This is a genomic window from Burkholderia sp. BCC1977 (genome assembly GCF_905339595.1).
In the GTDB taxonomy this organism is placed as follows: Bacteria; Pseudomonadota; Gammaproteobacteria; order Burkholderiales; family Burkholderiaceae; genus Burkholderia.
On the sequence record NZ_CAJPGQ010000014.1, the window covers coordinates 26,549 to 47,686 of the forward strand.

Below are 21,138 nucleotides of genomic sequence, written 5' to 3' on the forward strand. Positions count from 1 at the left end.
ACCTATCTGAAACCATGAACACTCAACCCAGCGAAGCCTCGACACCGCCTGACGCGCCCAAGGAGATTCCGCCGCGCGAACCTTTCAGCGAACGCCTGGCAGCAGTTCGCGCCCACCGGAATCCATTGCTGGAAGCGGCCCGGCCGCTGCTCCGCGCCCAGGCGGATATGCCGGAATATCTTGATACGGACGCTATCCCCGCGCTGCGCTCGCTTCTCGAACAGGAGATGCGCATATTCCAGAAGCTGTGCGAGCAGGCGAATATTCGGCGTGATCACATAATCGGTGCGCGTTACTGCCTGTGCACGGCGCTCGATGAGGCGGCGATGCAGACGGCCTGGGGGAAAAGCCGCGAAGACGGCGTGGCGTGGATCACGAGCGGCCTCGCGACAGTCTTTCACGAAGACCGTCAGGGCGGCGACAAGATCTATTTGCTGATCGGGCGGCTGATGAGCGAGCCGGACGAACATCTTGATCTGCTCGAAGTGATCCACCGCGTACTGAGTCTCGGCTTCGAGGGCCGCTACCGACTCGAAACGGACGGTCACCGCAAGCACGAGGCTGTGAGGCAGCGGCTCTACGATGAGATCATGTCGCGGCGGAAGCCCGTGCCGGTGGCGCTGTCGCCGAACTGGCGACCGGATACGAATGGCAGGCGCGTGTCGTTCTACAACTTCCCGGTGTGGAGTACGGTCTCGGTGCTGTCGGTGATCCTGCTGGGCATGTATGGCTATGACAAGTACCGGCTGGTGACCCGCGCGGCCGAAGTCCGGAAGCAGATCTCCGACATTGGCCATATGAGGCCGCCATCCGCATCGCAGGCCCTGCACCTGAAACAGTTGCTGAAAAACGAGATCGCAGCGGGCACCGTGAGCGTCGATGAGGATACGCACCGCAGTTCGGTAACGTTCCGGGGCGATGCGATGTTCCCGCCGGGTGGTGCATCAGTGAATGCGACGATGGCTCCACTGATCGCGAAGATCGCGGGCGAGATCGCCAAGGTGCCGGGCCAGGTGACGGTAACCGGCTACACGGACAACATACCGATCCGCAGCCGGCAGTTTGCGTCGAACCAGGCACTGTCGGACGAGCGTGCGACGCAGGTGATGCAGATGCTGCAAACTGCTGGCATCCCGGCTAATCGTCTCGAAGCCGTCGGCAAGGGTGATGCCGATCCGGTCGGCGACAACAAAACCACCGATGGGCGTTCGCAAAACCGACGCGTTGAGATCGCCGTCACGCGGTAGAGCTAAATCTCGATGTCTGTACGTTGCGGTGGCTACGTGTTCATGCAGAGGTTCGGGCGTTGGCCGCTACAGGTGTATCCAGAGGCGGTCTGAGCGTTGACCGTGACCACCACTTCTAGATTTGACGAATTGCTGCAATGCCGTCGGCCGCATAGATCGATGTGCATGAGCGTACCGGTTGGAAGAGGGAACGGAATCCGCCGGGCATGCCGCGGCGGCCGGAATTCAAAGCTTAGGCGATCCGGCCGCGATGCGTCGGGTCGCGGTTGCATCGCGCCGCGCAGTCTTGTACGGTGTGCGTTCGCCGTTCGATCCGGGAGCCCGTCGCGTGAGCCGTTCCGCCAACCCCCTCGCCATGCCGTCGCCGTTCTGGCGCGACGCCGCGCTGCCGTTCATCGAGGCGCGCACCGTCGATGACGGGCGGACGATCTGCTACGCGAAGCACACGCACGACACGTTTTCGCTCGGCGCGATCGTCGGCGGCACGAGCACCTACCTGAACGGCGCGACGAAGGAGCATGTCGGGCGCGGCGTGCTCGTGATCATCGATCCGGAGCAGGTGCATGCGTGCAATCCGTACGGCCCCGACGCATGGGCTTACCGGATGGTCTATGTGGACGTGCCGTGGCTCGCGCGGCTTCAGCATTCGCTCGGGCGCGACCCGAACCGCGATTTTCACGGGTTTTCGCCGAAGTTGACGGAGCGGCGCGACCTGTTCGCGCAGTTCGGCGGTTTTTACCGCACGCTCGTGGCACCCGGGGTCGATCCGCTCGGCAAGGAAAGCGCGGCGGTCGAATTCTTCACACGGCTGCACGGCGCGCTCGATCGCGAGTTGCCCGACGCCGCGCGGCGCGGGGCCGACAACGCAAAGCTCGCGCGCGCGGCGGACTACATCGCCGCGCATTGCCGTCAGGCCGTCACGCTCGATGCGATCTGCGCAGCCGCCGACCTGTCGCCGTCCTACCTGATCCGCGCGTTCAACGCCCGTTACGGGATGACGCCGCACGCGTTCGTGATCGACCGTCGCGTGCAGTACGGCCGCGCGGAGTTGCGCCGAGGCCGGCCGATCGCCGACGTCGCGCTCGATGCGGGCTTTGCGGATCAGGCGCATTTCCAGCGCGCGTTCCGGCGCATCGCGGCCGCCACGCCGGGGCAATATCGAAGCGCCGCGAACTGAGCGGCGAACCGTGGGGCGGTGCCGGCGTCGCAAACCGCAAACCGCAAACCGCAAACCGCAAACCGCAAACCGCAGACCGGCGACGGCCCATATCATCGGTCGCCGGCCGCACCGGCGCCGCGACCACACACCGAAGCAACGGCGCTAAACGTCGAGCAGATAAAGCGCGCTGCCCGCGAGCAGCAGCGCCATCGCGCGGTTGAACAGCCGCATCCGCCGCGCATTCGCGAGCCGGTGCCGCAGCGACGCACCCGCATATGCCCAGCACGCGATCGACGCAAAGCAGATCACCAGATACAGCGCCGCGAATTGCCACACCTGCGCGCGATCGCCGTCGGCCGCATACGCGCCCATCGCGGCCACGCACGCGAGCCACGCCTTCGGATTCAGCCATTGCATCGCCGCGCCGGCCGCCGCCGACGGGCCGGCCGCGTTCGACGCATCCGGATCGGCCGGACCGTCCGATAACCGCCCGTCGTCGAGCGCGAGCCGCAGCGCGAGGTAAAGCAGGAACGCGATCCCCGACCATTGGGTGACGGTGGTCAGCATCGGCCAGCGCGCGAGCACCGTGTGCAGCCCGAGGCCGATCAGCAGGAACAGCGCGACGAAGCCGAGCGTCGCACCGGCCGCATAGCGCAGGCTCGCGCCGAGACCGTGGCGCGCGCCCGCGCTGAGCGCGACGATGTTGACGGGACCGGGTGTGATCGACGACGCCAGCGCGAACGCGGCCATCGAAACCAGCATGCTCATCGGATGCCTCCATGCGAATGTCAAAGTCGCATCGAGACTAAAGAAGCCGCGCGTATCGGTATTGAAGAAAACTGCCCTCGGCGGCCTGGCCGCACGTCAGTGCATCGCGCGCGGCGCGTGCGTCGGCGGCAGCGCGTGGGGGTCGCCGGCATCGGCCGCGCGCAGCGGGCCGCTGCTGCACGGTTGCGTCGACACCGAAAAGCCGAACGTATTGACGCCGCCCGCGCATGCGACGAACACGCTGCCGCCGTGCATCTCCGCGACGGCCTTGACGATCGACAGCCCGAGCCCGTGGTTTTCCTTGCTGTTCGCGCGCGCCTCCTCGAGCCGGTAGAAGCGCTCGAACACATGCGAGCGCTGCACGGGGTCGATCGGCTCGCCGGGGTTTGCAACCGACACGTCGACGAGCGTGTCGCGCGGCGTGATCGTCACGTGCAGCGTCGCGCCGGGCGCCGAATGCTGGATCGCGTTGATCAGCAGGTTGGTCATCGCGCGGCGGAACAGCGACGGATCGACGGCCGCGCGCGCATCGCCGTGCAGTTCGGCGCGCAACTGCGCTTCGTCGAGCGGAATCTCGAGGAAGTCGAGCATGCGCCGCACCTCGTCGGCGAGCGACACGTGCTTCAGGTCGGTCGCGCGTTCGCCGCGATCGCTGCGCGACAGGAACAGCATGTCGTTGATGATCACGCGCAACCGTTCGAACTCTTCGAGGTTCGACTGCAGCGTCAGGCGCATCCGGTCGACCGAGCGGTCGCGGCTCGTCAGCGCGACCTGGGTCTGGCCGATCAGGATGCTGATCGGCGTGCGCAGCTCATGCGCGACGTCCGCATTGAACGCCTCGAGCCGCGCATAGGTCTGCTGGATGCGCTCGAGCGCACCGTTGAACGACGCGGCGAGATCGCGCAGCTCGGTCGGCAGCGCATCGGTCTGCAGCCGCTGGCGGCGGTTGGTGGCGCTGATGGCCGCCGCGTCCTGCGACAGCCGTTCGAGCGGCGCGAGCCCGAAGCGCGCGACCGCGCGGCCCAGCAGCAGCGTGACGCCGGTGGCGATCGCGATCAGCGCGGCGAGCGTCCACACGAAATGGCGCAGCATCCGCTGCGTGCGCTCGCACGACGTCGCGACGATCAGCTTCAGGTCAGGGCGCTCGCCGCTGCCTGCGATCGGGACGGTCTTCGTCATCACGTCGTAGCTGCTGTGGTTGAGCGCGTACTGCTGGAATGCGCCGAACGGTTCGCCTACAGGCACGCCGTCGACCGGATGGCCGAAGCGGAAGTCGGCGTCGGGGCTGTCGATCTGGTAGCGCGTCGACCCGTCGGGCGGTTCCAGGTCGGCGAGTTTTTCCTGCATCAGGCGGCCGCGCACGGCCGTGGTCGCGTGCGACACGATCATCTGCGCGACCTTCGCGCGCGTGTCGATCGTCGCGCGCAGTTCGGCGAACAGCTGGCGCTCCATCATCACGAACAGCCCGCAGCCGACCAGCGTGAACACGAGCAGCGACACGATGCCGAACATCGCCGACAGACGCAGGGTGATCGAGTGTTTCATGCGTGCCGCTCCGCGTCGCCTTCCTCGCGCGCCTCGAGCACGTAGCCCATGCCGCGGATCGTGTGCAGCAGCTTCTCCGCGAACGGGCCGTCGAGCTTCGCGCGCAGGCGCTTGATCGCCGTCTCGACGACGTTCGCGTTGCTGTCGAAGTTCACGTCCCACACGAGTTCGGCGATGGTCGTTTTCGACAGCACCTCGCCGCTGCGCCGCGCGAGCACGCCGAGCAGCTGGAATTCCTGCGCGGTCAGGTCGAGGCGCGTGCCGTCGCGGGTCGCGCGCCGGCCGATCAGGTCGACGCGCAGGTCGCCGATCGAGATCAGCGTCGATTCCTGCACGCGCGCGCGGCGCGTGAGTGCGCGCAGCCGCTCGATCAGCTCGAGGAACGAGAAGGGCTTGGTCAGGTAGTCGTCGGCGCCGCCGCGCAGCCCGCGCACGCGGTCGTCGACGCGGTCGCGCGCGGTCAGCATGATCACCGGCGTCTGCTTCTGCGCGCGCAACGCGCGCAGCACGCCGAAGCCGTCGAGCTTCGGCAGCATCACGTCGAGCACGACCACGTCGTAGTCGAATTCGACGGCCTTCCACGCGCCGTCCTCGCCGTCGAGCGCGGTGTCGACGACCCAGCCTTCCTCGGTCAGGCCGCTCTTCAGGTATTCGACGACTTTCGGTTCGTCTTCGACGATCAGGACTTTCATGGGCTGGTCCGCATAACCGGGTTAGGGGGCGACGCTCGTGGCGGCGGGCTGCGGGCTCGCCGACGCGATGTCGGTCGGCGCCGTGCCGCCCGTCGCGCCGCCGTCCCAGCCGCCGCCGAGCGCCTTCGCGAGAAACACGACGAGTGCCGCGCGCTGGCCCTGGATCTGCACGGCCTGGCGCTCGCTCGTCAGCAACTGCTGCTGGGCCGTCAGCACGTCGATGAACGGCGTGAGGCCGCCCGCATAGCGGTCCTGCGCGAGCGACACGAGCTTGCGCGCATCGTCGACGGCCGCCGACGCCTGCCGTGCGGCCTCGGCCAGCACCGACAGGCCCGTCACCGCATTCTGCACCTCCTGGAACGCGGTGAGCACCGTCTGCCGGTAATTGGCCTGCGCGGCCACGTAGCCGGCCTGCGCGAAATCGACGCCGGCCTTCAGCTTGCCGCCTTCGAACAGCGGCTGGCTGACCGACGCGCCGACCGACCACAGCAGCGCCGGCACGGTGAACAGGCCCGAGAAGCGCGTCGCATCCCAGCCGAGGTCCGGCGACAGCGCGATGCGCGGGAAATACGCGGCGCGCGCGACGCCGATCTGCGCGTTCGCGGCGGCCATCGCGCGCTCGGCCGAGGCGACGTCGGGCCGCCGCTGCAGCAGGTCGCTCGGCATGCCGGTCGGCAGCGCGGGCGCGTTGATCGGCACCACGCGCGGCGGCAGCGAGAACGCGGGGGCCGGCGTGCCGACCAGCGTCGCGATCGCGGTCTCGACCTGCGCGCGCTGCTGGATCAGCAATTGCGCCTGCGTGCGCGTCGCATCGAGCTGCGCGCGTTGCTGCAGCAAGTCGAGGCCGGACACGGCGCCGAGGTCGTGGCGCGCGCTCACGTAGTCGAGCGCCTTCTGCTGCAGGTCGATCGAACGCTTGACGACGTCGATCTCGGTGTCCAGTTCGCGCAGCGCGAAGTAGCTCGACGCGAGATCGGCGGTCAGCACCAGGCGCGCGTTCGCGAAATCGTCGCGGGCCTGCTCGGAGCCGGCCTGCGCGGATTCGACGCTGCGCCGCACGCGGCCGAACAGGTCGAGTTCATAGCTGACGCTCGCGCCGACCTGGATGTCGTTCTGCACGGTCGACATGCTCTGCGTCGCGTAGTTGGTCCGCGGCCGGTCGGCGGAGATCTTGAAGCGCTGGCCGCTCGCGTTCAGGCCGACGGCCGGATACTGCGCGGACGCGACCGACGCGAGCGTCGCCTTCGCCTGGTCGTAGCGCGCGGCGACGGCCTTGAGGTTCTGGTTGTTGCGCAGCGCGTCGGCTTCGAGTGCGTCGAGCCGCGGGTCGCCGAACGCGCTCCACCAGGCCGGATCGAGCGGCGCACGGGCCGGCACGGCGGGGTGCCAGTACGCGTCGGCCGGGTCGAGCCGCCACGCGGCCGGCGTCTCGACGGCGGGGCGCCGGTAGTCGGGGCCGACCGTGCAGCCGGCGAGGGCCGCGATCGCGACGACGGCCAGGACCGCGGTGGGGCGCAGGCGGGCGCGCATCGCGCTCACGACTTCGCTCCCGCGGCCGCGGAGGCCGGCGTCACGACCGGCGGCGCCTGCACGATGACGGTGTCGCCGTTCGCGAGCGCGTCGCTCGGGTTCTCGACGAGGCGGTCGTTCGGCGTGAGCGGCCCGTCGACTTCGAGGGTCTGCCCGATCGTGCGCGCGACCGTCACGGCCTTCAGGCGCACCTGGCCGTTCGCGTCGACGGTCGCGACCGTCGGCCCTTCGGCGCGGAACAGCAGCGTGCTGGCCGGAATCTGCAGGCGGCCGACCGGCGTCATCGGCAGCGTGGCCTGCACGTACGCGCCGGGCAGCAGCCGTCCGTCCGGGTTCGGCAGCGTGATCTCGATCTGCAGCGAGCGCGTCGCGACGTCGATCGCCTGGGACGTGCGCGTGATCGTGCCGTCGAAGGTCCGGCCGGGCAGCTCGGCCTGTGCGACGCTCACGTGCTGGTCGACCTTCACCTGCTGCGCGTATGCCTGCGGCACCTGGACGTACAGGCGCAGCCGGTCGGCCTGCACGACCGTGAACAACGCGCGGCCCGCGTTGCCGGAATTGACGAGATCGCCGACGTCGACGTTGCGCTGCGTGACGATCCCGTCGATCGGCGCGACGATGCGCTGGAAGCCCTTCAGTTCGGTGAGCCGGCGCATGTTCGCATCGGCGGCTGCGAGGTTCGCGGTGCCCTGGTTGAACGCGCCTTGCCGGTCGTCGAGTTCCTGTTGCGACACGGCATCGCGCTGGCGCAACTGCTGCGCACGGTCGAACGACGTCTTCGCGAGCGCGAGCGCCGCTTGCGCCTGCTGGCGCTGTGCGGTGGCCTGCGCAAGCTCCTGGTTCAGTTCCGGCGTGTCGAGTTCGGCGAGCACTTGCCCCTGCTTCACGTGCGCGCCGATGTCGGCCTGCCAGCGCAGCACGTAGCCGCTCGCACGCGCATAGATCGGCGCCTCGACGAAGCCGCGCAGCGTGCCGGGCAGCGTGAGCTTGCCGCCGGTGGCCGCATCGACCGGATGCACGACGTTCACGTACTGGCGCGTGTTCTGCTCGGCCACCGCATCGAGCCGGTGACGGTTCAGCACGTTGACGACGATCGTGCGCGCGGCGCCCGCGGCCAGCAGCACGCCGATCACGATCAATACGACCCGTCCGCGCCGCGACACCGACGTGCGCGTCGGCAGGTGCATGCCGTGTTCGTCCACCTGGATGCCGACGGAGCTGTGATGTTTCTCTTCCATGAATTGACCGGGTCTATAGGCTAGGGGCGAAAGTCAGTGTCCGGCCTGGCGCGCGCGCCGGCGGGCCAGCCGCGCATGCACGCCGCCGAACACGAGCGGCACGAACAGCAGCGTCGAAACGGTGGCGAACAGCAGGCCGCCGATCACCGCGCGGCCGAGCGGCGCGTTCTGCTCGGCGCCTTCGCCGAGACCGAGCGCCATCGGCACCATCCCGATGATCATCGCGAGCGCCGTCATCAGCACCGGGCGGATCCGCGTCGCGCCGGCCTCCAGCGCGGCCGTGAGCGGCGGCGCGCCGGCCGCGAGGCGCTGGCGCGCGAACGACACGACCAGGATGCTGTTGGCGGTCGCGACGCCGACCGTCATGATCGCGCCCGTCAGCGCGGGCACGCTGAGGTGCGTGCCGGTGATGAACAGCATCCACGCGATGCCGGCGAGCGCGGCCGGCATCGCGCTGATGATGATCAGCGGATCGAGCCACGACTGGAAATTCACGACGATCAGCAGGTAGACGAGCACGATCGCCATCGCGACGCCCGCGCCGAGGCCGAGGTACGACGTGCGCATCGTCTCGACCTGGCCGCGCACCGTCAGGTCGGTGCCGCGCGGCAGCGTCGCGCGCGCGTCGGACACGATCCGGTCGATCTCGCCCGCGACCGAGCCGAGGTCGCGGCCTTCGACGCTCACGTACAGGTCGATCGCCGGGCGGATGTTGTAGTGCGTGGTCACGGCCGGGCTCGCGACAGGATGGATCTGCACGAGGTTGCCCAGCAGCTGCAGCGGCATGCCCGTGCGGCCGCTCGCGGAAATCGGCGTGCCGAGCAGGTCGTCGATCGACGCGATGTTGTATTGCGGGGTCTGGATCTGCAGCGGGTACTGGACGCCCGTGCGCGGATTGATCCAGAACGACGGGGTCGTCTGGGAACTGCCGGACAGCGAGATCAGCATGTTCTGCGCGACGTTCTGCGCGGAAAGGCTGAGCTGCTGCATGCGCGTACGGTCCATGTCGGCCACCAGGGTCGGTTCGTCGTTGCGCTGCAGCACGTGCACGTCGACGGCGCCGGGGATTTGCCTGATCTTCTTCATCAGGCTGCTAGCGATAGCCATGTTACTCGCGAGATCGTTGCCGAGCACCTGCAGGTCGATCGCGGCCGGCTGACCGAAGTTGAGGATCTGCGTGATGATGTCCGACGGCTGGAAGAAGAATTCGACACCCGGGAAGCGCTGCGGCAGCAGCGTGCGTAGCGTCTGCACGTAGTGCTGGGTCGAGCGGTGGCCCGGCTTCAGCGCGATCATCAGTTCGCCGTCGAGCGTGCCGATCGTGCCGCTGTTGCTGTACGACAGGTTGATGCCGCTCACCGGCAGCCCGAGGTTGTCGACGATCGCGCCGAGTTCGTCAGGCGGCACGGCCTCGCGGATCACGCGCTCGACCTGGTCGGCGAGGCGCGCGGTCTCCTCGATCCGGTAGCCGGTCGGCGCGCGCATGTGCAGCCGGATGTTGCCGGAATCGGCGTTCGGGAAGAAGTCGCGGCCGAGCACGAACACGAGGCCGGTCGACAGCAGGCAGAAGCCGAGGAAGCACATCGCGTAGAAGCGGCGGCGCACCAGCAGCATGCTGAGCAGCACGATGTACCACGCGCGCAGCCGCTCGAACGCGGCGTTGAACGCGTGATGGATACGCGCGAAACGCGACGTCGAATGATCGGGGCCGGTGGTGGCCTGCTGCGGGCGGAACAGCAGCATCGCGAGCGTCGGCACGAGCGTGCGCGACAGCACGTAGGACGCGAGCATCGCGAACACCACGGCTTCAGCGAGCGGCACGAACAGGAAGCGCGCGACGCCCGTCAGGAAGAACATCGGCACGAACACGATGCAGATGCACAGCGTCGACACGAACGCAGGCACCGCGATCTCGCCCGCGCCCTCGAGAATCGCGTCGTGCAGGTTCGTGCCGAGATGCAGGTGCCGCTCGATGTTCTCGATCGTCACCGTCGCGTCGTCGACGAGAATGCCGACCGCGAGCGCGAGCCCGCCGAGCGTCATGATGTTGATGGTCTCGCCGAGCGCCGACAGCGCGATCAGCGACGTGAAGATCGACAGCGGAATCGAGATCGCGATGATCAGCGTGCTGCGCCAGTTGCCGAGGAACAGCAGGATCATCATCGCGGTCAGCACGGCGGCGATCAGCGCCTCGTGGATCACGCCCTGCACGGCGGCGTTGACGAACACCGACTGGTCGAACAGCGGCGTGATCGTGAGCCCTTCGGGCAGCGTCGGGATCACCTTCGGCAGCAGCGCCTTCAGGTCCGACACGACCTTCAGCGTCGACGCGTCGCCGGTCTTCAGGATCGACATCAGCACGCCGCGCTGGCCGTTCTGGCGCACGACGTTGGTCTGCGGCGCGAAGCCGTCGCGCACCGACGCGACTTCGCGCAGGTAGGTCGTCGCGCCGTTGACGGTCTGGACCGGCAGGCCGTTGATGTCGGCGATCGTGTCGGCGGACGCGTTCGTGTCGATCCGGTATTCGGTCTGGCCCATCTTCGCGGTGCCGGTCGGCAGCACGAGGTTCTGCGCGTTGACCGCGTTGACGATGTCGGCGGGCGTGAGGCCCTTGGCGAGCAACGCCTGCGGATCGAGGTCGATCGCGACCACGCGCGTGCGGCCGCCGTACGGGAACGGGATCTGCGCGCCCGGGATGGTGATCAGTTGCGGGCGCAGGAAGTTGAGCGCGATGTCGGCGAGCGACTGTTCGCTGAGCGTCTTGCTCGACAGCCCGAGCTGGATCACCGGGATGCTCGACGCCGAATAGGTGATGACGAGCGGCGGCGTCGCACCCTGCGGCATCTGCCGCACGATCGCCTGCGCGGACGAGACGGTTTGCGCGATCGCGGTCTGCACGTTCGCGCCGGGCTGCAGGAACACCTTCACGACCGCGATGCCCGGCAGCGACGTCGACTCGATGTGCTGGATATTGTTGACGGTCGTCGTCAGGATCCGTTCATGGACGGCCGTGATCCGGTTGGTCATCTCCGTCGCGGAGAAGCCGTTGTAATTCCAGATCACGCTGATGACGGGAATGTTGACCGCCGGCAGGACGTCGACAGGCGTGCGCATCAGCGCAAGCGGGGTGGCCAGCACGATCATGATGGCCATCACGATGAACGTGTAGGGGCGCCTGAGCGCGAGATTGACGATCCACATGGAGGCAGCGGGACAGGCGGTGATCAGGCGTCGGTGAAGGGAACCCGAATGATAGGCGTCGGGGCTGAACGGGCTACTGACGCGAAACTGGCGGAATCGTCAGGTTGGGGTGCGGCGACGAAACGGCGATTCATCGGATGAAACGCGCGAGGGTGCAGGCGCCCGGCAACGGACGCCGCATCGCACGGGCATGCCGCATGCACGACGGATCCGTTCATCGGACGTCGCTCAGATCTGCTCCATCCCGACGCGCGCGAGTGCGGCCAGATCGACGACTTCGATCTGGTTGTATGCGAGCCGCAGCACGCCGAGTTTCTCGAGTTGCTGCAGCGCCTGGTTGATCCGCTGCCGCGACACGCCGACGAGCATCCCCAGTTCCTCCTGCGAGATCGCGAGCGACGGGCCGGTGTCCGGATACAGCGCGGGGTTGAACAGTTGCGCGAGCGCCTGCGCGACGCGCGCGTCGACATCGAGCAGCCGGCTGTTCTGGATCGACGCGATGAACTCGCCCATCCGGTTGTTCAGCTGGTGGATCACGAAGCGCGTGAACGGCAGGCTCGTGTCGAGCAGCGCATGGAACGTGTCGACCGGTACGAACAGCACGATCGAGCGCTGGACGGCAACGACTTCGTACTTGCGCAGCTCGCGCTTGATCACGCTGCCTTCGCCGAACCAGCCGCCCGACGGCACGCCGGAAAACGTGCAGCCGCGCCCCGACGCGTTGAAGATCGCGAGCTTCAGCAATCCGCGATGCACGCCGATCCAGTATTCGGACGGCGCGAGTCGCTGCGCGATCACGTCGCCGGCCTCGCACCGTTCCGCGCGCGACTGCGCCAGCACGAGCGCCTGGTGTTCCGGCGCCAGCGCGCGGAACCACGCGCACTGGCCGAACAACCCGGACAGGGCGGGCAACGGGCCGGGTTCGAGCGGCGTGTCGGCCGGCGGGTTGGCCGGCGAGTTGGCCGAGACGGCGGCCGCGTCGGGCGGCGCAGCGAGGTGGTCGTGCATGGGTGCGGGTTTGCGAGGATAGGGATAACGCGCAGCATTCTTCGGGCACTCTGTCGTTTCGATGACAGACGGCTCACAATAGCGCCCGTTAGGCTGTCGGCAATTGAACCACATCAAAACGCATCGGGGTGCATGCACTCCGGCTGGATACGAGATCGAAGCGTGCGCCGCGGCGTCGGCACACGCGCCGATCGACGGAAAACGGGAGACAGGATCATGACGCAGATGTTCGAGGCCGGACTCGGCCGCCGCGACGCCAACTACGTGCCGCTCACGCCGATCGACTTTCTGGTCCGCGCGGCCGAGGTCTACGGCGAGCGCCTGGCGATCGTGCACGGCGACGTGCGCCGCACGTGGGGCGAAACCTACACGCGGGCGAAGCAGCTCGCGAGCGCGCTCGCGCAGGCCGGCGTCGCGCGCGGCGAGACGGTCGCGGCACTGCTGCCGAACATTCCGGCGATGGTCGAGGCGCACTTCGGCGTGCCGATGGCCGGCGCCGTCCTCAACACGATCAACACGCGGCTCGACATCTCGTCGGTGCTGTTCATGCTGCGTCACGGCGAAGCGAAGGTGCTGATCGTCGACACCGAATACGCGGAGCTCGCGCAGCGCGCGGCGCTGGAAGTGCCGGGCCTGAAGATCGTCAGCGTCGCCGACGCGATGCCGGCCGACCCCGCGCGCTTCGCGGGCGCGACCGACTACGAAGCGTTCGTCGCGGGCGGCGACCCCGACTACGCATGGACGCTGCCCGCCGACGAGTGGGAGGCGATCGCGCTGAACTATACGTCCGGCACGACCGGCGACCCGAAGGGCGTCGTCTATCACCATCGCGGCGCGTATCTCGCGGCGATCAGCAACATCCTCGAATGGGACATGCCGAAGCACGCGGTGTATCTGTGGACGCTGCCGATGTTCCATTGCAACGGCTGGTGCTTCCCGTGGGCCGTCGCGGCGCGCGCGGGCGTGAACGTGTGCCTGCGCAAGTTCGACGCGAAGACGGTGTTCGACCTGATCCGCCGCGAACGCATCACGCATTACTGCGGCGCGCCGATCGTGCAGAGCGCGATCGCGAATGCGCCGGCCGAGTTCCGCGCGGGCATCGATCACACGGTGCACGCGATGGTCGCCGGCGCGGCGCCGGCGCCGGCCGTGATCGCGAAGATGAAGGAGATCGGCTTCGACCTGCTGCACGTGTACGGATTGACCGAGGTCTACGGCCCGGCGACCGTGTGCGCGAAGCAGGCGCACTGGGACGCGCTGCCCGACGACGAGCGCGCGCGGCTCAACGCGCGGCAGGGCGTGCGCTATCACCTGGAAGCGGGCGCGACGGTGCTCGACCCGGATACGATGGCGCCGGTGCCGGCCGACGGCGAGACGCTCGGCGAGATCATGTTCCGCGGCAACATCTGCATGAAGGGCTACCTGAAGAACCCGAAGGCCACCGACGAAGCATTCCACGGCGGCTGGTTCCATACGGGCGATCTCGGCGTGCTGACGCCGGACGGCTATATCCGCATCAAGGATCGCCGCAAGGACATCATCATTTCCGGCGGCGAGAACATCTCGAGCATCGAGGTCGAGGATGCGCTGTACCGGCATCCGGCCGTCGCGGTCGCGGCGGTCGTCGCGATGCCCGATCCGAAGTGGGGCGAGGTGCCGTGCGCGTTCGTCGAGCTGCGCGAAGGCGCGAGCGCGACCGAGGAGGAGATCGTCGCGCACTGCCGGCAATTGCTCGCGGGGTTCAAGGTGCCGAAGGCCGTGCGCTTCGGCGAACTGCCGAAGACGTCGACCGGCAAGATCCAGAAATTCCAGCTGCGCAACGCGGTCGGGTCGGACAAGGCGATCGACCTGGCGGGGGACAAGAAGTAATCGGCGACGGCGTGCGTCGTGCGGCCCGATGCCGCGTGCATCAATGCACGACGAGCCACGCGATCGCCAGATACCGCCCGACCTTCGCGATCGTGACGATCGCGAGGAAGGTCGGCAGCGGCTCGCGCAGCACGCCGGCGATCATCGTCAGCGGATCGCCGATCACCGGCGCCCAGCTCAGCAGCAGCGACCAGCGGCCGTAGCGTCGGTACCAGCCCTCGGCGCGCGCGAGCGCGGCCGGCTTGACCGGAAACCAGCGGCGGTCGCGGAACTGCTCGATGCCGCGGCCGAGCGCCCAGTTGATCGCCGAACCCGCGACGTTGCCGACGCTCGCGACCAGCACCAGCGCCCACACGGGCTCGCGTCCGGCGAGCAGCAGGCCGGCGAGCACGGCTTCGGACTGGAGCGGCAACAGGGTCGCGGCGACCATCGACACGGCGAACAGGCCGCCGTAGGTGAGCAGTTCGGACATCGCGCGATTGTACCGGCCGCGCGTCGGCCGGCACCGGTCACGTGGCGTCGGCGGTGCCGAACAGCAGGTGCGAGATCAGCGACTTGTCGACCGGTTCGTCGTTGAGCGTGCTGGCGAGCAGTTCGCCCGCGAGCTGCTGCGGCGAGAACACCATGTCCGGTTTCAGCAGGCGCAGCCGCTCGAGGTTGCGCTGATGGTTCACGAGCGCGACCGTGCGCACGGTGGGCGCGATCTCGCGGATCGCGAGGATGATGAACGCGTTCTCGGCATCGTCGGAGCGCAGCGCGAGCACCGCGCGGGCCGTTGCCGCGCCGGCGCTTTCCAGCACCGCGTGGTCGGTGGCGTCGCCGACGATCAGGTCGGTCGCGCCCGCGTAGTTGTGCTCGACGCCGGCCGGCACGATGACGGTCACCGCGTAGCCGCGCTTGCGCAGCCCGTCGTGCACCGCATGCGCGACGGGCGTCGCGCCGACGATCAGGAAATGATGCTTGCGGATCACGTTCGAAATGCCTCCCTTGACGATCCGTTTCAGATTGCCGCCGATCACGGGCCCGACGACCGCGCTGATCGACGTCGCGAACACCGTGATGCCGAGCACGATCACCGACGCGGTAAAGAGCCGCGCGGTGGGCGCGTGCGGGACGATGTCGCCGTAGCCGACCGTCGACATCGACACGATCGAGAAGTAGACGGCGGTGGCGAGGTCGTGGACCGGCGGCGTGAATTCGTCGCCGAGGTACAGCACGCCGAAGGTCGCGTAGATGAGCAGCGACACGATGCTGAGCAGCGCGAACAGGCTGCTCGCGGCAACGCTCGCGCGGTCGAAGTGCCGCCAGTAGTAGATCAGCGCGACGGCGAGCACGGCCGTATACGCGAACACCGCGTTGCTGCGGTAGCCGCCGAGGACGCTGATCGCGGCGGCCGCGACCAGCAGCAGGATCGACAGCACCCACGCAAGGCGGGCGCGCAGCACGATGCCGATGGCCATCGTCGCGAGGCCGGCCGCGACGACGACCTGCGGCAGCACGACGAGGCCGGCGTTGTCGACGAGGTTCAACGCATCGGTAAGCCACGCATGATGCACGCCGAGCTTCGCATGGGCGACGACGGGGCGCAGCACCATCAGTGCATCGAGCGCGAGGAGGAGAGCGAGATACCAGTGCAGGCCGATCGGCGCGAACAGGCGCCGAAGGCGGGTAGTGACGTGCTTCATGCAATCGCCCGGGCGAGCCGGGCATGTCCGACGAACCAGCCGCTACCCTAAAGCATTCGGCGCTCGGCTGCTTTTTCGCGGGGCGTGGCGGCGGGCGGCACGGCACCCGCGCGGGCGGCCGCTCAGTTCCAGCCGGCCATGATCGCGCCCATGCCGACCAGCAGCCCGCCCGTCACGCGGTTCATCGCGCGCATCCGCGTCGGGCGTTGCAGTGCGCGGCTCAGCCGATGCGAGAACAGCGCCATCGACGCGACGCCGCCGGCGAACAGCAGCGCGAAGGTCGTCGCGAGCAGCAGGAACTGCGCGTTCAGGCTCCAGTCGGGGTTCGGGACGATGAACTGCGGGAAGAACGACGGAAAGAACAGCAGCGTCTTCGGGTTCAGGCCGGAGGTGGCGACGCCGCGCCAGAACAGCGCGCGTCCGGTGCCGGTGGCGTCGGGTGCCGTGCTGCCGGCGTCCGTGGACGCCGCGGGCGCGGTGGCCGGCGCGCGGCTGAGCCATTGCTTGCAGCCGAGCCACACGAGGTAGGCGGCGCCGGCCCAGCGCAGCACGGTCAGCGCGTGCGCGTCGAGATGGACCAGCGAATTCAGGCACAGCGCGGTCAGCGCGAGCTGCAGCAGCACGGCGAGCGTGCCGCCCCACACGCACGGCAGCGCGCGGCGCCAGCCGGCGCGCAATGCCTGGTTCATCGTGAGGAGGTTGACGGGGCCGGGGGCGTAGATGAGGACGGCGGACGCAGCGAGGAACGACAGATAAAGCCTGAACGACATGACGGGAGGTGCGGAAACGGAGGATCAGGCGCCGGCCCGTGCAACCGGATAGGCGCGCGGGAGGCGGGACATTGCATGCCTGCGTGTCCGGCGCCGCAACTCGTGATTGCGGCCGGGCGTCCCGGTGCGAGGGGGTTGTCGCGGGGAGCGTGCCGGGCAACAGGCATGGAGAAAATGTATCAAGCGGGCCGGTTAAAAGGCTTCCTGATTTCCAGCAAAACGAACCCGAAACCGGAATCCTGTTCAGATAGAATACGCATTTTCAGTAGAATATTCTTCTTGCCATGGCTACCCGCGAACGCACGCCGAAAACCCTCGACAACCAGGACCGCAAGATCCTCGGTGCACTGCAAAAAAATGCGCGCCTGTCGAACGCCGAACTGGCCGAACAGATCGGCATGTCGACCACCGCGTGCTGGAACCGCACGCGGCAGCTCGAACTCGACGGTTACATCGATGGCTACGTCGCGCTGGTCAACCAGCGCATGCTCGGCTACGCGGACATCGTGATCCTCGAAGTCACGCTCGATCGCCACGAGGACGACGCGCTCGCGCGCTTCGGCGCCGAACTCGCGGCGCTGCCCGAAGTGCTCGAGGCCTACCTCGTGTCGGGCGAATACGACTACTGGATCAAGGTCGCGGTGGACGGCACGGCCGGCTACGAGCGTTTCCTGCGCGAGAAGCTGTACAAGATTTCGAGCATTCGCCACAGCCGCTCGATGTTCGCGCTGCGGTGCATGAAAGACGTGCCGTCGATTCAGGTGTGACGACCGGGGCGACGGGCCGCGCATCGTCGTGACGACGAAGTTCGCGGTAGCGTCGAAGACGGGTGGTCATCGGGCTGTCGCGTCGCGTGGGCGCGGCCCGGAGCCCGATAAAGAAGGGAAATTCGCGTGGAGCGGGAAAACGGATGAATCTTCCGTGGCGACCCGATTCGCCACGCGGCGCGAGGAGACGCGCTCGCGCCCTGCATGCGTCACGGCCGGACACTCCGGCAAGCGGCGGTCAGCACGGTGCCGACAGGCTCGGCAGGGCATCTACGTCACAGCGCTCACATCGCGTGAGCGCCATTCAATCGGGGCATTCGCCCCTTTTTTGCGACCGCCATCCGGCACGCCAATGCCGGACGCGGCGGCCTTTCGGCGCGCGTCCCGGCAGGTGCATCGGACGGATGGTGTGCCGCCGGCCGGCGGCCAGTCGCTGCGCTTAGCGCGGCAGGCGTGCGTGCGCTTCAGCGATGACTTCGCAGTTCTCCAGGTGCAGTGCCCATGCTTCTGCAAGCAGCTCGCCAACACGTGCGAGCCAGCCAGCGGATTGGGTGGAACGATCGGAGACATTAGACGTTTGCATGACGAAGCCCCATGTAGGTGGCGAGTTAGGGATAACCCTAATCATAGAGGAACGTCACCGCGCTGTGAAATGCGATTTCGTTATATGAGAATTACTGACAATCTCTGTTGCTGCCGCGCAACATGAATGGCGTCAGCTTCCGCGTGGCGGACAGGCGTGACGAGGCCGTGGCGAGCACGGCCTCGCATTGACGGGCGGCAAGAGAAAGTCAGGCGGGCGAAACGCGCGCGGCAGCGCGGCGGCGATTACCCGCCGATCCACCCGAAGCGCCACGACAGGCGGCGCGTCGCGGCCAGCAGCGTATGTGCGAGTTCGCTGTCCGGCCCGCGCGGGAAGCCCCGCGACGAGCCGATGATCGCGATCACGAGCCGGATGCTGCCGGTGTGATCGAACACGGGCGCGGCGATCGTCCCGATGCCCGGCACCGGCGCATCGAATGCGAAATCGAGTTCGTCCGCGCGGATCGTCGCGAGCCGCGCGCGGAACGCGTCGTCGACCTGCGTCGCGCGGCCGGCGAGGCGCACCGGCTCGTCGGCCAGCAGGCCGGCCAGCACGTCGTCGGACATGCCGGCCGCGAAGATCCGCCCGATCGCGGTATTCACGAGCGACATCACCGTGCCGACCTGCAGGCTCACGTGCTGCGGCCGCGCGGATTCCTCGAGGCGGATCACGGTCGGCCCGAGCGGCCCGAGCGTCGCCGCGGCCACGCTCATGTCGGTCGCGGCTGCCAGCGCGACGATTTCGGCTTCCGCATCGCGCGTCGGCGACACGCGCTGCATCGCGATCAGCCCGAGCGCCTGGCCGAGCGGCCCGCCGCCGAAGCAGCCCGCGTCGTCGCGGCTCAGCAGGCCGATCTTCTGCAGGCTCACCAGATGCGGAAACGCCTTCGCGGCCGGCATGCCGGCCGCCGCCGCCAGATCGCGCAGCGGCAGCGCGCGGCCCGCCGACACGAGCGCGAGCAGCAGCTCGCCCGTGCTGTCGAGCGCGTTGATGCCGCGCTGCGCTTTCGTGTCGTCAGCGAGCGCGGGCGGCATGCGCTGGACGGCCGGGGCCGCGGCCGGCGCGGCGGGCGGCACGTCGCGCCCTGCATCGAGCGACGCGGTGGCTTGCCGCGCCGCGTCGCGCAACGCCGTTGCGATCGGCCCGTCCCAGCCGACCTCGATCGATCCGGTCGAGCCGATCACGGTCAACGCGAGCTGCAGGCTGCCGCCTGCGTCCAGCACCGGCACGCACATCGCGCTGACACCGGGGCTCGGCCGGTCCACGCCGCGTTCGATCCCGCGCGCGCGGATCGCGTCGAGTTCGGCCTGCCACGCGCGCGCATCGGGCGTGGGCGGGTCGCCTTCCGCGCCGGCGAGCGTGTCGCCGGCGCCGGCCTGGCTGGCCGCCATCGCGTCGAGCTGCGCGGCGTCGCCGAACGCGCGGAACACGCGGCCGGTCGCCGTCGTATCGAGCGACATCACCGACCCGACGTGCAGGTTCACATGCAGCGGATAACCGCCGTGCTCGATGCGCACGATCGTGGGCCCGAGCGCACCCGGCACCGACAGCGCGACGCTCAGGCCGACCGCTTCCGCGAGCCGCGCCGCGTGCGGCAGCGCCGCGCGATAGGCCGGCTGGCGTTCGATCGACATCAGCCCGAGCCGCAGCGACAGCGGCCCCGGCTCGTAGTTGCCGGTGAGCGCGTCGCGTTTCACGAGCGCGAGCCGCGTCAGGCTGACGAGATAGGTGTGCGCCTGCGCGGTCGACAGGTCGGCCGCGGCCGCCAGTTCCGACAGCCCGAGCGGCTTGCGCCGGCGCGCGAGCGCGTCGAGCAGCCGGCCGCCGACCTCGACGCTCTGGATCCCGCGCTGCGCCTTGGGCGGCGCGTCGTCTGCACTGACTTCGTGGTTCTGCACGCGATGAGTCTTCCGTTGACGAAACCCCGCATGGTATCCGACGCCATTTGACGCGCCAGCCCGCAGGTTTACCCGTATTAGACAATAGCAAGTGAATTTGTCATTGACAAATAATCGGCGCAGGAAGATGATCCGCTCACTCCCCTCAACACATGGCTCGCAGCCACGGAACGCAACATGGCCAAAGCATTCGCCTCCCAAGCCGATCTGGAAGAGAAGAAAGTCACCTGGACGCAGCTGTCCGAGAACGCGTACGCCTACACCGCCGAAGGCGACCCGAACTCGGGCGTGATCATCGGCGACGACAGCGTGCTGATCGTCGATACGACCGCGACGCCCGCGATGGCGCAGGACCTGATCGCGAGGATCCGCAGCGTGACCGACAAGCCGATCAAGCACGTCGTGCTGTCGCACTACCACGCGGTGCGCGTGCTCGGCGCGTCCGCGTATTTCGACGAAGGCGCGCAGCACGTGATCGCGAGCCGCGGCACCTACGAGATGATCGTCGAGCGCGGCGAAGCCGACATGAAGTCGGAGATCGAGCGCTTCCCGCGCCTGTTCGCCGGCGTCGAGACGGTGCCGGGCCTGACCTGGCCGACGCTCGTGTTCGAACGCGAGATCACGCTGTTCCTCGGCAAGCTCGAGGTGAAGATCATGCACGTCGGCTCGGGCCATACGAAGGGCGACACGATCGTCTGGCTGCCGTCCCAGAAGGTGCTGTTCTCGGGCGACCTGGTCGAATACGACGCGGCCTGCTATTGCGGCGACGCACAGCTCGAACAGTGGCCGGCCACGCTCGAGGCGCTGCGCGCGCTCGGCGCGGAAAAGCTCGTGCCGGGCCGCGGCCCCGCGCTGCTGAATCCGGCCGAAGTGAACAAGGGCCTCGATTACACGAAGGACTTCGTGACGACGCTGCTCGCGCAGGGCCGCAAGGCCGTCGAGCGCAAGCTCGACCTGAAGGCGTCGATGGCGCTCACGCGCGAAGCGATGGATCCGAAGTTCGGCCACGTGTTCATCTACGAGCACTGCTTGCCGTTCGACGTGTCGCGCGCGTTCGACGAGGCGAGCGGCATCACGCATCCGCGCATCTGGACCGCGCAGCGCGACAAGGAAATGTGGGACGCGCTGCAGGACTGAGCGGGTCACGGCGGCGGGGCGTCCGGGCGGGCGTCCCGCCG

Annotated in this window: 16 protein-coding genes; 5 read left to right on the top strand and 11 right to left on the bottom strand. The window is 68.3% G+C overall.

Annotated elements, in window-relative coordinates:
* The first annotated feature begins 14 nt into the window (after positions 1-14).
* The gene (gene tssL, locus U5771_RS14180) at positions 15-1,247 is read left to right on the top strand and encodes a type VI secretion system protein TssL, long form (protein ID WP_322024561.1); all 1,233 of its coding nucleotides are present in this window, start codon (positions 15-17) and stop codon (positions 1,245-1,247) included.
* A 328-nt stretch (positions 1,248-1,575) separates the two neighbouring features.
* Positions 1,576-2,424: an AraC family transcriptional regulator gene (locus U5771_RS14185; RefSeq protein ID WP_322024663.1), complete on the top strand. Its 849-nt coding sequence runs from the start codon at positions 1,576-1,578 to the stop codon at positions 2,422-2,424.
* Positions 2,425-2,568: 144 nt separating this feature from the next.
* Here the strand turns inward: U5771_RS14185 and U5771_RS14190 are convergent, their stop codons facing one another.
* The 7 genes from U5771_RS14190 to U5771_RS14220 all read right to left on the bottom strand — a co-directional run bounded on the left by U5771_RS14190 (position 2,569) and on the right by U5771_RS14220 (position 12,388).
* Positions 2,569-3,174 (bottom strand): LysE family translocator, encoded by a 606-nt coding sequence (locus U5771_RS14190; RefSeq protein WP_322024562.1) that lies wholly within the window; start codon positions 3,172-3,174, stop codon positions 2,569-2,571.
* Positions 3,175-3,270: 96 nt separating this feature from the next.
* Positions 3,271-4,719: a heavy metal sensor histidine kinase gene (locus U5771_RS14195; RefSeq protein WP_322024563.1), complete on the bottom strand. Its 1,449-nt coding sequence runs from the start codon at positions 4,717-4,719 to the stop codon at positions 3,271-3,273.
* Positions 4,716-5,411, bottom strand: a complete 696-nt coding sequence (locus U5771_RS14200) for a heavy metal response regulator transcription factor (RefSeq protein WP_175694845.1) — start codon at positions 5,409-5,411, stop codon at positions 4,716-4,718. The genes U5771_RS14195 and U5771_RS14200 overlap by 4 nt, the downstream gene beginning before the upstream one ends.
* A gap of 21 nt (positions 5,412-5,432) precedes the next feature.
* Positions 5,433-6,941, bottom strand: coding sequence for an efflux transporter outer membrane subunit (locus U5771_RS14205; protein ID WP_322024664.1), 1,509 nt, complete (start codon positions 6,939-6,941; stop codon positions 5,433-5,435).
* Positions 6,942-6,946: 5 nt separating this feature from the next.
* The gene (locus U5771_RS14210) at positions 6,947-8,179 is read right to left on the bottom strand and encodes an efflux RND transporter periplasmic adaptor subunit (RefSeq protein WP_322024564.1); all 1,233 of its coding nucleotides are present in this window, start codon (positions 8,177-8,179) and stop codon (positions 6,947-6,949) included.
* Positions 8,180-8,212: 33 nt separating this feature from the next.
* On the bottom strand, positions 8,213-11,380 hold the full coding sequence (locus U5771_RS14215) for an efflux RND transporter permease subunit (RefSeq protein ID WP_322024565.1): 3,168 nt from the start codon (positions 11,378-11,380) through the stop codon (positions 8,213-8,215).
* 228 nt (positions 11,381-11,608) lie between these two features.
* The gene (locus U5771_RS14220; RefSeq protein WP_322024566.1) at positions 11,609-12,388 is read right to left on the bottom strand and encodes a Crp/Fnr family transcriptional regulator; all 780 of its coding nucleotides are present in this window, start codon (positions 12,386-12,388) and stop codon (positions 11,609-11,611) included.
* Positions 12,389-12,604: 216 nt separating this feature from the next.
* Between U5771_RS14220 and U5771_RS14225 the strand changes: the two genes are divergently transcribed.
* Entirely contained in the window at positions 12,605-14,257 is a 1,653-nt protein-coding gene (locus tag U5771_RS14225; RefSeq protein WP_322024567.1) for an acyl-CoA synthetase, read from the top strand.
* Positions 14,258-14,297: 40 nt separating this feature from the next.
* Here the strand turns inward: U5771_RS14225 and U5771_RS14230 are convergent, their stop codons facing one another.
* The 3 genes from U5771_RS14230 to U5771_RS14240 form a co-directional block, all read right to left on the bottom strand.
* Positions 14,298-14,729, bottom strand: coding sequence for a YqaA family protein (locus tag U5771_RS14230; RefSeq protein ID WP_322024568.1), 432 nt, complete (start codon positions 14,727-14,729; stop codon positions 14,298-14,300).
* A 37-nt stretch (positions 14,730-14,766) separates the two neighbouring features.
* Positions 14,767-15,942 (bottom strand): voltage-gated potassium channel protein, encoded by a 1,176-nt coding sequence (gene kch / locus U5771_RS14235; RefSeq protein ID WP_322024569.1) that lies wholly within the window; start codon positions 15,940-15,942, stop codon positions 14,767-14,769.
* A gap of 122 nt (positions 15,943-16,064) precedes the next feature.
* On the bottom strand, positions 16,065-16,712 hold the full coding sequence (locus U5771_RS14240) for a LysE family translocator (protein ID WP_322024570.1): 648 nt from the start codon (positions 16,710-16,712) through the stop codon (positions 16,065-16,067).
* A 284-nt stretch (positions 16,713-16,996) separates the two neighbouring features.
* Between U5771_RS14240 and U5771_RS14245 the strand changes: the two genes are divergently transcribed.
* Positions 16,997-17,479, top strand: coding sequence for an Lrp/AsnC family transcriptional regulator (locus U5771_RS14245; RefSeq protein ID WP_010098798.1), 483 nt, complete (start codon positions 16,997-16,999; stop codon positions 17,477-17,479).
* Positions 17,480-18,307: 828 nt separating this feature from the next.
* Here U5771_RS14245 and U5771_RS14250 read toward each other — a convergent pair.
* Positions 18,308-19,960: an IclR family transcriptional regulator gene (locus U5771_RS14250; RefSeq protein ID WP_322024571.1), complete on the bottom strand. Its 1,653-nt coding sequence runs from the start codon at positions 19,958-19,960 to the stop codon at positions 18,308-18,310.
* A gap of 177 nt (positions 19,961-20,137) precedes the next feature.
* On the opposite strand from U5771_RS14250, the gene U5771_RS14255 reads away from it, so the two are divergent.
* Positions 20,138-21,097, top strand: a complete 960-nt coding sequence (locus tag U5771_RS14255; protein ID WP_322024572.1) for an MBL fold metallo-hydrolase — start codon at positions 20,138-20,140, stop codon at positions 21,095-21,097.
* The last annotated feature ends 41 nt before the right edge of the window (positions 21,098-21,138 follow it).

Excerpts from the sequence above, each read along its gene's own strand:
- U5771_RS14205 (WP_322024664.1), bottom strand. The coding sequence starts at position 6,941 with ATGCGCGCCCGCCTGCGCCCCACCGCGGTCCTGGCCGTCGTCGCGATC.
- tssL (WP_322024561.1), top strand. The coding sequence starts at position 15 with ATGAACACTCAACCCAGCGAAGCCTCGACACCGCCTGACGCGCCCAAG.
- U5771_RS14210 (WP_322024564.1), bottom strand. The coding sequence starts at position 8,179 with ATGGAAGAGAAACATCACAGCTCCGTCGGCATCCAGGTGGACGAACAC.
- U5771_RS14190 (WP_322024562.1), bottom strand. The coding sequence starts at position 3,174 with ATGAGCATGCTGGTTTCGATGGCCGCGTTCGCGCTGGCGTCGTCGATC.
- U5771_RS14240 (WP_322024570.1), bottom strand. The coding sequence starts at position 16,712 with ATGTCGTTCAGGCTTTATCTGTCGTTCCTCGCTGCGTCCGCCGTCCTC.
- U5771_RS14215 (WP_322024565.1), bottom strand. The coding sequence starts at position 11,380 with ATGTGGATCGTCAATCTCGCGCTCAGGCGCCCCTACACGTTCATCGTG.
- U5771_RS14245 (WP_010098798.1), top strand. The coding sequence starts at position 16,997 with ATGGCTACCCGCGAACGCACGCCGAAAACCCTCGACAACCAGGACCGC.
- U5771_RS14195 (WP_322024563.1), bottom strand. The coding sequence starts at position 4,719 with ATGAAACACTCGATCACCCTGCGTCTGTCGGCGATGTTCGGCATCGTG.
- kch (WP_322024569.1), bottom strand. The coding sequence starts at position 15,942 with ATGAAGCACGTCACTACCCGCCTTCGGCGCCTGTTCGCGCCGATCGGC.
- U5771_RS14255 (WP_322024572.1), top strand. The coding sequence starts at position 20,138 with ATGGCCAAAGCATTCGCCTCCCAAGCCGATCTGGAAGAGAAGAAAGTC.
- U5771_RS14230 (WP_322024568.1), bottom strand. The coding sequence starts at position 14,729 with ATGTCCGAACTGCTCACCTACGGCGGCCTGTTCGCCGTGTCGATGGTC.
- U5771_RS14225 (WP_322024567.1), top strand. The coding sequence starts at position 12,605 with ATGACGCAGATGTTCGAGGCCGGACTCGGCCGCCGCGACGCCAACTAC.
- U5771_RS14220 (WP_322024566.1), bottom strand. The coding sequence starts at position 12,388 with ATGCACGACCACCTCGCTGCGCCGCCCGACGCGGCCGCCGTCTCGGCC.
- U5771_RS14200 (WP_175694845.1), bottom strand. The coding sequence starts at position 5,411 with ATGAAAGTCCTGATCGTCGAAGACGAACCGAAAGTCGTCGAATACCTG.